Source organism: Spirosoma oryzicola, from assembly GCF_021233055.1.
GTDB classification, from domain to species: domain Bacteria; phylum Bacteroidota; class Bacteroidia; order Cytophagales; family Spirosomataceae; genus Spirosoma; species Spirosoma oryzicola.
Genome location: NZ_CP089539.1, coordinates 173,536 through 186,655, shown reverse-complemented (window position 1 = coordinate 186,655; position 13,120 = coordinate 173,536). Strand labels below are relative to the sequence as shown.

Here is a 13,120-nt window from a genome sequence, read left to right as displayed (position 1 = left end):
GATCTTATGAAATCTACTCGTAAAACCCCCAAGCCGTTTGTGAAAATGCAATAGGCTGGAGCTTATGGTAGGTCAGTTGAGTATATCTCGTGTAAACTATTATTTGGACTACTTCTAAATAATGACGTACCTTTGCGTCGACCAGCCGTACCTTCTTTGTCTGTTTCTTCGTCATATACACCCAACTCGGCCGTTTTCGCCCAGATCTACGACCGCTATTGGAAGCGGATGTACAATCTGGCGTTTCACTATACGCAGGATAATGAGCTGGCGAAGGAAATAGTACAGACGGTGTTCGAATCGCTCTGGAAACGTTGGGAAACGTTCACTGTTGAAGAATGGCTCGAAGCCTATTTGCTCAAAGCGATCCGGCTTCAAGTGGCGGCTCATTATCGAAAACAGGCCGCCCGTCAACAGCACCTTGAACAAATAAGACTAACTGGTACACCGTCTGACCACACGACCGACAATCAAATTGTTTTTAGTGAATTAACGCAGCGCGTGACTCAGTTGGTCGAACAATTGCCGGGACAGCGTCGACGTGTGTTTGAACTAAGCCGGTGGCAGGGGCTGACTAACCGCGAAATTGCTGCTGAACTGACACTTGCCGAAAAAACGGTGGAAAATCACCTGACCCACGCCTTGCAATACCTTCGTAAGCGGCTTACCGACTATCTCTAATCCCGCCTTGTACAACACTTTTGCTGACAAGCAAAAAAAGTAGCCAATTGATTGGGGGTAAGGGACGACTTACGCAATTAACGGGTAGATCCAGCGACAAATGACAATCACGCCTGACTTACTGATGCGCTACTTCCAGGACACGGTCACGCCCGCTGAACGGCAGGCCGTAGTCGATTGGCTGGCGCAGTCCGGTTCGGAAGAAGGTATCCCCTATGCCTGGGCTAACCAGGTCCACTGCCCACCTCAATCCGAGCAGGCGGTGCGTGACGAGATTTGGCGGGCCATTGACCGGTCACAATCGAATACGCTGGAAAGATTTCTAGCGGGTCGGGTAAACTGGCCTGCTACGTCAGGCCGTTTGGCGACCACATTGACGGCTGCCTGTCTGACGCTCTGGTTGGGCTGCGGCTGGCTGGGCGGACTAGTCCAGACTAGCGTAATCGATACGAGTCATCGGGCCACGGCGCAGACCCTACGAGTAAATCACCTGCGGCTGATCGTGCAGCCTGGCAGCCGCTGTACGGTAACGACCTCGCCATTCGATTTCAAAACGAACGTGCAGTTTCAGGGCGCAGTCGCCATAACGCCGGAACGGGACGACTATGACCCGGAGACGCTGACGGTCGAATGCACCGATTCACATAAAAAAGACGGATTGCGGCTATTGCCGGGGCAGACGTTCCTGGCAATGACTGATGATGTATACCAACTGATTACGGCGACCACCGACGAATTAAACGATGATATACCGCGCCCGTTCAGTGCCCGGCTGGTTGACCGGTTTCGCTTATAATAAAGAAGGGCCGCGTAGTTGACGCTACACGACCCCGGATTACCCCTGCTGGAAACAGGGCGCTTTTACCGTTTGGCAACAAGTAAACGCAATGCAAGTTAGACAATTCTTGCTGGTGGGGATGCTCTGTGCCCTATCTTATTTCGGATGGGCACAATCAGCGCCGACCGGCACCATCACCGGCACCGTCCGGGCGGCCGCTGGTGGGGCTCTTCCCGGCATTCACATCCGGCTGGACTCACTGACCAAAGCAACCGTCACGGACGCCGATGGCCGGTTCCGGTTTTCGAATCTGACGCCGGGTACGTACGTGCTGACTGGATCGGGCGTAAGCTTCATAACGAATCGGCAGACGGTGTCGGTGCGGGCGGGCGAAACCAGTACCTGCGTGTTGGTGCTGAACGAAGCCGTGCAGACGGTGGACGAAGTCGCCGTGACAGGGCAGGCCACGACACAGGACATTCGCAAGCGGGCGTTCGCTGTCGAAGCCATCGATGCGCTGCCGCTTCAAAACCGCAACGTCGACATGAACCGGCTACTCGACCGGACGATGGGCGTGCAGGTGCGCGAAACGGGCGGGATGGGGTCCGATTTTACCTATTCCATTCAGGGACTGTCGGGGAAAGCCGTCAAATTTTTCATCGACGGCGTGCCGATGGAAAGTTTTGGTAGTTCGTACCGTATCAATAACGTTCCCATCAATCTGGTCGATCGGATCGAGGTCTACAAAGGAGTTGTGCCGGTCGAACTGGCGGGTGACGCGCTGGGCGGAGCCGTTAATCTGATCACCCGGCGCGACGTGGCTAGCTACCTCGACGCTTCCTACAGCATCGGCTCGTTTGGCACACACCGGGCGGCTTTCAGCGGACGCTGGCGGCAGGCCAAAACGGGCTTTACCACCAACGCACACCTATTCTACAACGCGTCAAAAAACAACTATCCGGTCTGGGGTCGAACCATCGAAATTGCCGGGCCCGACGGACGACCTCTACCCGACGTGGGGCGGCTCCGGCGCTTCAACGACGATTATCAATCAGCCAACGCCCGCCTGGAGGTGGGATTCACCAATGTGCGCTGGGCCGACCGCCTGTTGCTGGCCCTAACAGTGACCGACCTGGAACGGGGTATTCAGACGGGCCGAACAATGGCCTTTGTCTACGGTGAAGTACGGTACCGCGAGCGGCTGCTGATGCCGAGCCTGACGTTTGCCAAGAAAGATCTGTTTATCCGTGGGCTGAACGTTGATGCGTTTGCATCATTGAACAGCCTGCAAGGTACGACCGTCGATACCAGTTCGCGCAAGTACAACTGGCGGGGCGAGGTGATTGCCAGTAACGTGCGGGGGGAACTGGGCGGTATCCGGGCGCAGCGCTCGCTGTACACCTTCGACGACCGAACAGCGTTGGCCGGGGTTAACCTCGCTTATCAGCCAGCCGATGGTCACCGTTTTATCCTTAACGCACTCCACAACCAGACCCGCCGGACCGGTAGTGACGCGCTGGCCATCGCTGACTGGACGATACCGTTTCGGTTACCGCAGCAGCTTAGCAAGCAGATCATGGGATTGTCGTACGAACAGAATTTGCTCGACGCCCGCCTGACCAATACCGTTTTCGTCAAATACTACCGCTATGCCGCGCAGGCCAACGCGTATGACTACAACGGGGGCGCACAGCGTGAATTGCTGATAAACCGGCAGCAGCAGGGCGTTTGGGGATTTGGTCTGGCATCGACGTATCAACTGCATCCCCGCACGCGGCTCAAACTGTCGGCTGAATCGGCTACGCGCCTACCCGATGCTTTGGAACTGCTGGGTGACGGCAACACAATTCTGAACGCACCCGGTCTACAACCTGAACAGAGTATGAACGCCAATGCCAGCGTGCAGTACCGCCTGAGCCGGACTAATAGTAGCTGGAACATAGCCTCCGGTTTGTTTTTTCGCCATACCAACAACCTGATCTGGCTGGGCGAAGCGGACCTTTTTGGCACCGCCCGCTATGAAAACCTGAACCGCATTCAGACGCTGGGCGTAGAAACTGAAGTGCAGTACCGCTACCGAAACTGGCTGCGCCTAACCGCCAACGCGACCTACCAGGACATCCGCAATAAACTGCGCTACACCACTGCCGGAGCTCCCAACCACGTCTTCAACGACCGACTGCGGAACACACCTTACCTGCTGGCCAATGCCGAGATCAGCCTGACCAAAGCCGACCTGTTCTGGAAAGGGGCTCTTGCATCATGCTACGTCGGTACTCACTATGTTCCCGAGTATTTTTTGGGCTGGCCGAGTTTGGGGGCAAAGGCTACCAAGCGGGTCATTCCGACCCAGTTCTTGCAGGACATCGGGGCGGAGTTTACAGCACCCAACCGGCGCTACGTGGTTGGCGTCGACTGCCGCAACCTGCTCGATCAGCAAGTATACGATAACTACCTGCTCCAGAAACCGGGGCGGTTCATCAGTCTTAAAGTGCGTTATTTTTTATCTCAATCCAGTTCGTCAAATGTCAAGTAGCCTATTTCCCGTATCCCGAATGAAGTCGCTCACCGCCCTTGCTTTGCTATCGGCAGGGCTGCTAAGCGGTATCACATCCTGTAAAAATGATTCCGAGAATACTGTACCGGCCGGTCCACAGCATTTTACCGTTGCCAGCTGGACTCAGGACCTGCAATACGTAGCGGCCACGTCCTCGCTGACAGAAGGTTCACTGACTTTTAAAGGCAAAGGGCTGGAAGCCAATGGGTCACGTTACATCTGGCATAAAGAATACGTGTACCTGATGAACCTACCCGAAAAGCGGTTTGTGCAGTACAAAATGGGGGTCGACGGGTCGTTGGTACAGAACGCCTACATCCTGACTGACGGTGTCGTGCCTAACTATTTCCAGTCGATCAACGTCGTCGATGACAATACATTGCTGGTGCTGGGGGCTAACGATTCGGGCAATAACGGTTCTATTGGCTGGGCGCGGCTGAGCGTGCCTGATCTGAAAGTAGTTGCGAAAGGAACGTTGACGGTGCCTTATAATGCCGCAAAACCTGGCCTGGAGTTTTACCCCGGCAAAGGATATGTCGACAACGGTAAGTTTATCCTGGGCGGCTATTTCTACAACACCGCCACCCGCGCTTACGAAGTCGATGGCGTGAAAGCGCTGGTATACGATTACCCGGCCATGACGAACCTGAACGTAGCGCAGAGCAACGCGACGGCGGGCGGTATTGGCTACGATTACCTGTCGAGCCTGACCACCGACGAAGAGGGCAATCATTATTTCGTTGCCAGTGCGGGTAAATACTGGACCGGTTTAGGTGGTAAGTCGGGGGTATTGCGCATCAAAAAAGGTGCGACCGAGTTCGACAAAGACTATTTCTTCGACGTAACAAGCCAGGTGGGTCGGCAGGGTTGCCTGATGGGTATGAACTATGTGAGTAACGGCATCGCGTTTGGCACGGTACAGTACGAAGAGCTAATGACCTCTGTACGCGACCGACTGAAAAACGTGGGTCAAGTGGTGAAACTAGACCTACGCAATCAGAAAGCGACACTGATGAATGTCCCCCTAAGCCCGGTGTCGATGGTGCGCTCTCCACTGGTATTCAACGGTAAATACTATACGGGTATCGCTCCGGTCGATCAGCCTGCGTTCATCTACGAGTTCGATCCGGCGGGTGATGCGAACGGGTTCAAAAAAGGCCTCAGCCTCGATGGGGGTGGTTCGGTGCAGGTGCAGCTCATTGCCCCGCACCCGACTAAATAATTAACGCGATTAATGGATTAATAATCAGTTAATTATTAATGGATTTGACGCCATTTTTTGTCATGCTGACGAAGGAAGCATCTTTGGCCGTAGTCTTTCGAAGATACTTCCTTCGTCAGCATGACAAAAACGCCAGTTTGAAATATTCTAGACTATTTGTGATTGAGTACTTACCCCATGAATACTAGCATTGAATCTCTCGAAGAAGTATCGACTCGGCGTCGAAAAAAGTCGTCCTTTCAAAAGGTGAATAACTGGCTTCATTTGTGGCTGGGACTTGCTTCGGGTATCATCGTATTTATTGTATGCATCACAGCGGCTGTCTGGGTGTTCAGTGAAGAAATTATTTACCTGACCGAGCCGTCGATTCGCGCCCAGATCCGCCAGGAGCCGGTGGTTGTTCCGTCCAAAGTGCTTGCCATCACGCAGCAGCATTATCCCGGAAAGTCCGCTTCTTATGCTTATTATCAACAGGGAACGGCTATCCGAGTAGGCGTAGGCACGGAACGCGACCCCGAACGGCACCTACTGTTTCTAAATCCTTATACCGGGCAAATTCAAGGCAGTAAAACCTACGAGCAAAACGAAAAAGAGTTCTTCGAATGGGTCCTGCTGGGGCATCAACATCTGTGGCTTCCGAAAGAAATTGGTCAGCCATTGGTCAACTATGGAACGCTGGTATTTACCATCCTGCTGATTACTGGTCTGTTTTGGTGGTATCCCGCCAAATGGACACGCGCTTCCCGCCAAAAGAGCTTTACGATAAAGAGAAAGGCTGGCTGGAAGCGAATCAACCTCGATCTGCACAATGTGCTGGGCTTCTATGCGTTGCTGGTGCTGTTGGCACTGGCCTTGTCGGGCATGGTCTTCGGGCTTCCGTTGTACAGTAAAGGATTGTACTGGATAACTTCCGGCGGGGAGTCGGAACCCGAATGGAAGCGTGTTAGTTCGGACCCTTCTCAGCAGCACAAACAGTATACATACAACCAGGCCATCGATGGGGCGTGGGTACGCATGATAACCGACTATCCTTCGGCAGGTGGTTTTTTTTACGCGTTCCCCAATTCCTCCCAGGCGAAGTCGACCATCAGCATACGAACCTACCCCGCCCCCGGCCGATTCTACGATGTAGCCCGACACACCTTCGATCGGCACACCTTACAGCGATTAGACTTTTATGCCGTCTTCGACAAAAGCTTTGACGAGTCATCAACCGGCGCGAAAGTACGCCGGATGAATTATGATATTCACATTGGCACGATACTGGGCATGCCCGGCAAGATTCTGGCGTTTTTAGGTTCACTTATTGGTGCTTCGCTACCCGTAACCGGATTTATGGTTTGGTGGAACCGGAAAGGATTTGGTAAAAAGAGACGGTAGCCAGACCGTTTCAGATGGTCAGCCGCAGTCGTAAGTCTGCCACAGAAAATTTTCATAATCTTCAAGTCATTTGAATCAGCCGCATATAAGAATTGAGGATTGACCAAGCCGCTTAATTTTGTAATCTTCTTCTAAGAGTATGTTTTGGATAGTCTAAAAATGAGAGTCCGTCTTATCTTGTAGTTACCAAGCTTCAAGATCATGAATCAATCGTTTCAAGCACTAACGGACTCTCCGTGGCAAGTTATTCAACAAATTCTGGATGACAAACGCCAACGCTGGCATTCACTGCGTGAGATCATCGACGCTATTTTATGGCTTAACTATACCGGAGTGCAGTGGCGGGAACTAGCTAAAAAGACGGGTGATGAACTGCCTTGGCAGACAGTCTATTACCATTTTCGGCGATTCAAACTACGGGGCGTCTGGGAGCAATTGTTAGATAGTTTAGTCATCAAGGAACGAAAACGACAAAGGCGAGCGGAAACGCCAAGTTTATTAGCCATTGATAGTCAGTCGGTTCAAGTTATGCAGTTCATCAATGAAGAGACTGGGTTAGATGCCAACAAAAAAATCAACGGCCGCAAGCGTAGTATTGCCGTTGCTCGCCTGGGTCTGCCCTGGTCATTGGCCGTGACAGGCGCCAACGTATCGGATAACGAAGCGGGGCGCCTAGTAGTAGATCGGCTCAAAGGCAAAGTGGCTCGCTTAGAAGTGATTGCGGCTGATCATGGCTACAAGGTCAGTTTTATGGAGTACGTAAAAACGGGTTGCGGCTGGCAGGTGGACGTTGCACAAAAACCAGAAAGTGCTCGCGGTTTTGTGCCTGAGAAGAACCGTTGGCCCGTCGAGCGCAGCTTTGGTTGGCTCAATTTTAGACGTCGTTTGTTTGGCGATGTAGACAAAACCATAGAAAGTTCGGAGGCTATGCTCCGAATTGGCTTCATTTCTATTTTGATCAACCGACTGTCCAAATAATCATCCAAAACATACTCTTAGATAGATCAGACATTTCAAAGAAGAGCTGATTTGGCATAGGTAACTGCGTTTTGGGGAATATTACACTGGAATAATCATCGTAGCATAAAAGTCTTCGACGCGTGAGCAATTGCTGTTTGCAGCTGTAATAAAAGCACCTATACCAGCTCTATCCCCAGGCAATTTCCCGAAGAGCCTATTTATGGTTTGAAGATGTATGCGTCCAGGCTATAGTCACCGGCTCCCAACAACAGGCTGGTGATGTAACCGACTAGCAACAGAAAGCCCGCCGAGCCGTCGCCCACAATATCTCCTCCATGGGCTATAAACACAATGACTAAGGCTGTGATAATTAGTGGGATTAGTACCAGGCGGGTCAGCAGACCCAGCATCAGCAACATCGAACAAAAAAACTCGGCCCCGATGGCTAGTGCCAGCGAAATGGTGCTTCCCAGACCGAACAGGTTGAGAAAATCGGCCTGCTGCTCGTTGAAGTGCATCAGTTTTTCGTAGCCGTGGGGAATCATCGCGACGCCCAGTCCCAAACGTAACCACAGACAGACACTGTTCATCGTCCATAAGGTGTATCCCGGTTTCAAAATGCGCCCGGAAGGTGTCCGACTGCGAGCCGTTTTGCTGACGGAAGGGGTATGTAAACGGATTGTTGACCCCTAGAATAAGGCTTGCTTTTTTATCCCAGAACTCCTTCCGTACGGCCAGACTGTAATCGTGCCAAGCGGAATTTTTACCTTGCAAAAGTATCCATCCCGTGCTGTAGAGACCGTTCGCCTGCACCGAATAGTTACGTGGTAGCTGGTAGGCCATGTTGAGCGTTGCCTGCCAGAGCCAGCCCGCGTTTTGCACTCTTAGCGACGGGCTGTTAAAGTGGGCGTAGTAGAACTCGCCCCCGCCATTCAGCTTCCAGTTGCGCCCTAGTTGTCCAGAGGCATTGAAGTTCAATCCGGTCCGTTCGTTGCGGGCTACATTTTGCCGGATAGTTAGCGAGACACCCGACGTATCGACGGTGCGCACGTCTTCGATGGAATTGGCGGTTTGTCGCCGGTAGAGGTTCAGGTTGAGATAGGCCCCGTTTTTGGTCGTCAGGCTGGACGCCAGTTCGGCTAGATGGGCTATTTCCGGCCGCAGTTGCGGATTACCCGCCATCAGGTTCTTGGGATCGCTGGCGTTGACGTAAGGGTTCAGATCCCAGATCATGGGTCGCGAAATCCGCTGGGTGTACGACGCCTTAATCGAGTGCTGCTCGCTCAGTTGTTTAGACAAAACAATACTGGGTACCAGGTTAATGAAGTGCACGTCAAACGGCGAAATCGTGCTTTTGAATTGCCCGGCCATCGTCGTATTTTCCAGCCGGGTGCCCAGTTGCAGCGTCCACAACGTTTTGCTGGTCAGCTTAAGGGAGGCATATCCCGCCATGACCTGCTGGTTGTAGGTGAACGTGTTGGATCGGTCGTCGCTCAGGACGAGCCGGTTCACATCATCCGGCTGGCTGACGTAAACGCCGTACACACTACGTACATTCCGCTGCACCATTTTCGCCCCCACTTCGAATAAATGCCGACCACTCTTCGAAAAGGGATGGATGTAGTCAATCTGCCAAGTCCACTGTGGATTATGACTTAGGTTGGTGCTCGTTTCCCGGTAAATGAGCTGGTTGGCCAGATCGAACTGGTTGCTGGCGTAACGGTTGTTATCGAAGGTATAGCTATACTGGCCGAGGACGCTGAGTTCTTGCTTGGGCTTGTGAAACGTTCGGGTATAGCCCAGGTTCCACTCAATATTGCCGAAAGGGTTTTTCTGATCGACGATCTGGTTGTACTCCTGGGTCGCCCGGTTGTCGGCGTTGCGGAAGCGGTTGTAGAGCGTGCTGGAATTGGGCCAGATGCCCCCCCAGCTACTGACCGATAGATTTACCCGGTTCAGCGTATCAAAGGCGTATTCCATGCTCAGGTCCCCAAACCAGCCGCGACTGACGTTATTTGCGTAGTTCCGCTGAAACAGCTCCCCGGCAGGCCGCCCATCAACCAGCGAGGTTCTGGTCATCTCAGCAAGGCTTTTTTCCCGTTCAGCGTTCGCGTTGCCCGAGAAGGTCAGGCCGAATTTTTCCCGCCGGAATCCGTAGCTACCTCCCAGCGACTGAACGTAGTTACCCGCCGTTGCGTCCAGGTTGCCATTCGAGCCTTTCAGTTGTTTTTTGGTGATGATGTTGATTACTCCACCGGCCCCTTCGGCATCGTAGCGGGCCGCCGGGCTGGTCATCACCTCAACAGCCAGAATGGTGTTGGCCGGAATCATCTTCAGGGCTTCGCTCAAGTTGCGGGCCAGCAGACCCGACGGGCGGCCATTGAGCAGCACCTTGATGCTTGCACTGCCCCGAATCTGGACATTCCCCGACACATCGACGGTGAGCATGGGCGCTTTACGGAGTACATCGACCGCCGTACCTCCTTTGTTGGTTATATCGCTGCCCGCGTTGTAGACCAGCCTGTCGGGTTTTTCTTCGATCAACGCTTTTTGCGCCGTTACCTGCACTTCGTTGAGCTGACGGCTTTCCGAACGGAATGGAATCGATCCCAGGTTCTGAATCGGCTGACTAGCGGTGAGCCTAACGCCAGTCAACGTTCGGAGCCGGTAGCCAACGTAAGTGATTTGCAGACCGTAGTTTCCCAGTGCGAGTTTGGTGAACGTAAAATGACCCGATTCAATTGTGGTCTGCCCCGTCAAGATTAAACCGTCTCCCGACAGCAGAGCAACCGTAGCAAAGGGCACCGGTTGGCGCGTGATAGAGTCGACAAGTATCCCTGTTATTTGTCCTGAAGTCGTTTGGCTGGTCAGCAGTTGTTGCCCGTTGGTCAGGATTGTCAGAAACAGCAAAGGAATGAGACAAAAACTTTTGGTGATTTCATGCGGATTAGTCAGCGATCCAGTAGGTGATCTAGCCACAAAATAGGCTTCGATCTTCGAGAAATATGACCTAAAAATGATAATCCCCGTTTTTTTGATGATCAATTCGGTTGGTCGTTTTCAATTGGAAATAGTGACTGCTTTCCGTTGCTTTGTTTGAAAATAAGTCGCGTTATGAGATGGCCCAACGGCAGAACCAAACCAAAAATCTGGATACAGGAAGTTCTGATTTTTGTGTTTCTTTTTATTTTTATTTTGATGTCGCTCAATGCCTGGAATCGGCTTACATCCTGGGATGAATTTGGGCGGGCGTTGCTGTTCTTTCTGATCTTGTACGGCCAGGCGCAGTTTCATCGGTTTGTGCTGTTCCCACTGTTGTTCAGGCAGCAGATAAGGCGGTATATTTTATGGACTGTTCCCGCTTTGATCCTGGGTAGCTGTCTGGTTTGGTGGGCTAATTACTGGCTTTATCCGGAACTATGTCCCGTGCAGGAGTGGCACGAAACAGGCCTTTTTTTGCTGGCAACCAATTTTGTAAGCCTGCTGGTGCTGGTGGCCATTTTTTTAATCCAGCGGTTTTACCAGCAGCAACAACGACGCCATGCTGACCAGTTACTCCAGCAGGACGAACAAATCCGGTTTTTGCATGCGCAACTAAATCCCCACTTCTTTTTTAATACCCTCAACAACTTGTACGGAATTAGTCTGCACGAGCCAGCCCGAATGCCCAATCTGCTGATGCAATTATCGAAACTAATGCGGTATCAGGTCGAAAGCAGTCGCCAGTCGTGGGTGTCACTGCAACAAGAGGTTGAATTCATTACCAGCTGCGTTACCTTGGAGCAGGAACGGTTGGGCAAACGCTGCCAGATCAGCTACCACTCCCCCCCGGACAATCGTCAATTGCAAGCCTATCAGCTGGCTCTGCTGATGCCTTTGGTCGAAAATGCCTTTAAACATGGTACGGGCGACCTTAAAGGCTGTTTTGTGCGTATCATGGTGCAATTAAGTAAGAACCAACTGCTGCTTCAGATTGAAAACTCTCTTTCGGTTCACAAACCAATAGGCGAATCGACGGGTGTTGGCCTACAAAATACCCGCAAACGCCTGGAACTCATCTATCCGCACCAACACGAGTTGGTCTTAACCCAACAGGAAGACCGATTTATTACCCAGTTAACCATTCAATTAGCCGCCCAACCCAATGCCAAGTCGATTGCAGCGTTTGATTATTGACGATGAGCAAGCTGCTCATTATGTGTTGCAGCATTACATCGGGCAGGTTGATCAGTTGGAACTGGTGGGCAACTGTTACGATGCTCTGGAAGCGATCAATTTCTTGCACCGACAACCAGTTGATTTGTTGTTTCTGGACATCAACATGCCCCAGATTACGGGCTTACAACTCCTGCAAACCCTGGCCCATCCTCCCCGCGTAATTCTCACCACCGCCTATTCGGAGTTCGCCCTTGAAAGTTATGAGTATGGCGTGGTCGATTATCTACTAAAACCCATTGAATTCGCTCGATTTCTAAAAGCGGTTGATAAAGTCGTTGCCACAAAACCGGAGGAAGAAACCCCACGAGCTAACTTGCCGACACCGGGCTCTTTGGTCATCAAAGTTGACGGTGACTGGGTGCGACTGGCCTACGGGAAACTTTTGTATGGCCAAAGCTGGGGAAATTATATCAAGCTATTTACGCCAGAACAGGTATACGTAACAGCGCTGACGATGAGCGAGTTGGAACAGCGCCTGCCCGTCGATAGGTTCATACGCATTCATAAATCCTACCTTGTTTCCCTGGACAAAGTCAGGCGTCTGAGTGGCAACGAAGTATTCATCGGTGAGACCGCCCTACCCGTGGGGCTTACTTACCGCCGGGAATTAGTGGATAGACTAAGGTAGAGAGAAACGCATCCTGGTGAAGATGTCCATTTGAACGAGATGGCTACCCTGCACTTGAGCCATACCCAAAATTTTGTGAGCTTTGAGTTCGCTGGCTTACAGTACAATCATCCCACCCAGCTACAGTACCGCTACCAACTTCAGGGGGTGGACGCGGGGTGGGTGTATGCCGGGGGGCAGCCGGTGGCCAACTATACTCAACTGGCCCCGGGTCACTATACATTCCTGGTCAACACCGCCAACGCAGCGGGACAGTGGAGTCCGCTAACGAAGCGTATTCAGGTTATCATTGATCCTCCCTGGTGGCGTACCCTCTGGGCGTACGGCTTGTATGTTCTACTGGCGATAGGGCTGATCCACACCTATGTTCGTTTTCGGCTTCAGCGTGAGCGGCTGCGCCTGGCGGTGGCCCTCAACCAGCAGGAAGCGCAGCAAATGCAGGCGCTCAATGAATTGCGAACCCGTTTTTTTGCGAACCTCACCCATGAGCTGCGAACACCCCTTACCCTGATCGTAGGACCCCTGGAGCGACTCAAAGGAACCGTGAGTGGACCCGAGAGGAGCTGGCTGACGTTGATCGAACAAAATGCGCGGACTTTATTGGGCTTGATCAACCAACTTCTGGATCTGATTAAATTAGACGCCGACCAGTTAGCCGTCCAGCCGGTTTGAGCTTCGCTGACGCTAACGGTTAGT

The 13,120-nt window shown here is 52.3% G+C and carries 10 protein-coding genes and 1 pseudogene; 9 read left to right on the top strand and 2 right to left on the bottom strand.

Annotated features, from left to right (window positions below; all coding sequences use genetic code 11):
- Positions 1 to 156 precede the first annotated feature (156 nt).
- The 6 genes from LQ777_RS24875 (at position 157) to LQ777_RS24850 (ending at position 7,596) form a co-directional block, all read left to right on the top strand.
- A complete protein-coding gene (locus LQ777_RS24875) occupies positions 157 to 681 on the top strand; it encodes an RNA polymerase sigma-70 factor (protein WP_232562927.1) in 525 nt (174 codons plus the stop codon).
- Positions 682 to 781: 100 nt separating this feature from the next.
- Positions 782 to 1,477 (top strand): hypothetical protein, encoded by a 696-nt coding sequence (locus LQ777_RS24870; RefSeq protein WP_232562926.1) that lies wholly within the window; start codon positions 782 to 784, stop codon positions 1,475 to 1,477.
- 91 nt (positions 1,478 to 1,568) lie between these two features.
- Positions 1,569 to 3,995, top strand: coding sequence for a TonB-dependent receptor (locus LQ777_RS24865; RefSeq protein WP_232562925.1), 2,427 nt, complete (start codon positions 1,569 to 1,571; stop codon positions 3,993 to 3,995).
- Positions 3,996 to 4,014: 19 nt separating this feature from the next.
- Positions 4,015 to 5,238 (top strand): DUF4374 domain-containing protein, encoded by a 1,224-nt coding sequence (locus LQ777_RS24860; protein ID WP_232562924.1) that lies wholly within the window; start codon positions 4,015 to 4,017, stop codon positions 5,236 to 5,238.
- A gap of 177 nt (positions 5,239 to 5,415) precedes the next feature.
- Positions 5,416 to 6,618 (top strand): PepSY-associated TM helix domain-containing protein, encoded by a 1,203-nt coding sequence (locus LQ777_RS24855; RefSeq protein WP_232562923.1) that lies wholly within the window; start codon positions 5,416 to 5,418, stop codon positions 6,616 to 6,618.
- Between the two features lie 201 nt (positions 6,619 to 6,819).
- Positions 6,820 to 7,596 (top strand): IS5 family transposase, encoded by a 777-nt coding sequence (locus tag LQ777_RS24850; protein WP_232562922.1) that lies wholly within the window; start codon positions 6,820 to 6,822, stop codon positions 7,594 to 7,596.
- A gap of 200 nt (positions 7,597 to 7,796) precedes the next feature.
- Here LQ777_RS24850 and LQ777_RS30695 read toward each other — a convergent pair whose 3' ends face one another.
- Positions 7,797 to 8,096 carry a DoxX family membrane protein gene (locus LQ777_RS30695; RefSeq protein ID WP_425276960.1) on the bottom strand — a complete coding sequence of 100 codons (300 nt, stop codon included), beginning with the start codon at positions 8,094 to 8,096 and terminating at the stop codon, positions 7,797 to 7,799.
- A gap of 163 nt (positions 8,097 to 8,259) precedes the next feature.
- Positions 8,260 to 10,383: pseudogene (locus LQ777_RS24845) on the bottom strand (TonB-dependent receptor domain-containing protein); the annotation flags it as partial.
- A gap of 309 nt (positions 10,384 to 10,692) precedes the next feature.
- Between LQ777_RS24845 and LQ777_RS24840 the strand changes: the two are divergent.
- The 3 genes from LQ777_RS24840 to LQ777_RS24830 all read left to right on the top strand — a co-directional run bounded on the left by LQ777_RS24840 (position 10,693) and on the right by LQ777_RS24830 (position 13,096).
- Positions 10,693 to 11,754, top strand: coding sequence for a sensor histidine kinase (locus tag LQ777_RS24840; RefSeq protein ID WP_232562920.1), 1,062 nt, complete (start codon positions 10,693 to 10,695; stop codon positions 11,752 to 11,754).
- On the top strand, positions 11,723 to 12,424 hold the full coding sequence (locus LQ777_RS24835; protein ID WP_232562919.1) for a LytR/AlgR family response regulator transcription factor: 702 nt from the start codon (positions 11,723 to 11,725) through the stop codon (positions 12,422 to 12,424). The genes LQ777_RS24840 and LQ777_RS24835 overlap by 32 nt, the downstream gene beginning before the upstream one ends.
- A gap of 75 nt (positions 12,425 to 12,499) precedes the next feature.
- Positions 12,500 to 13,096: an ATP-binding protein gene (locus LQ777_RS24830; RefSeq protein ID WP_232562918.1), complete on the top strand. Its 597-nt coding sequence runs from the start codon at positions 12,500 to 12,502 to the stop codon at positions 13,094 to 13,096.
- The last annotated feature ends 24 nt before the right edge of the window (positions 13,097 to 13,120 follow it).

Excerpts from the sequence above, each read along its gene's own strand:
- LQ777_RS24870 (WP_232562926.1), top strand. The coding sequence starts at position 782 with ATGACAATCACGCCTGACTTACTGATGCGCTACTTCCAGGACACGGTC.
- LQ777_RS24865 (WP_232562925.1), top strand. The coding sequence starts at position 1,569 with ATGCAAGTTAGACAATTCTTGCTGGTGGGGATGCTCTGTGCCCTATCT.
- LQ777_RS24860 (WP_232562924.1), top strand. The coding sequence starts at position 4,015 with ATGAAGTCGCTCACCGCCCTTGCTTTGCTATCGGCAGGGCTGCTAAGC.
- LQ777_RS24855 (WP_232562923.1), top strand. The coding sequence starts at position 5,416 with ATGAATACTAGCATTGAATCTCTCGAAGAAGTATCGACTCGGCGTCGA.
- LQ777_RS24850 (WP_232562922.1), top strand. The coding sequence starts at position 6,820 with ATGAATCAATCGTTTCAAGCACTAACGGACTCTCCGTGGCAAGTTATT.
- LQ777_RS30695 (WP_425276960.1), bottom strand. The coding sequence starts at position 8,096 with ATGCACTTCAACGAGCAGCAGGCCGATTTTCTCAACCTGTTCGGTCTG.
- LQ777_RS24840 (WP_232562920.1), top strand. The coding sequence starts at position 10,693 with ATGAGATGGCCCAACGGCAGAACCAAACCAAAAATCTGGATACAGGAA.
- LQ777_RS24835 (WP_232562919.1), top strand. The coding sequence starts at position 11,723 with ATGCCAAGTCGATTGCAGCGTTTGATTATTGACGATGAGCAAGCTGCT.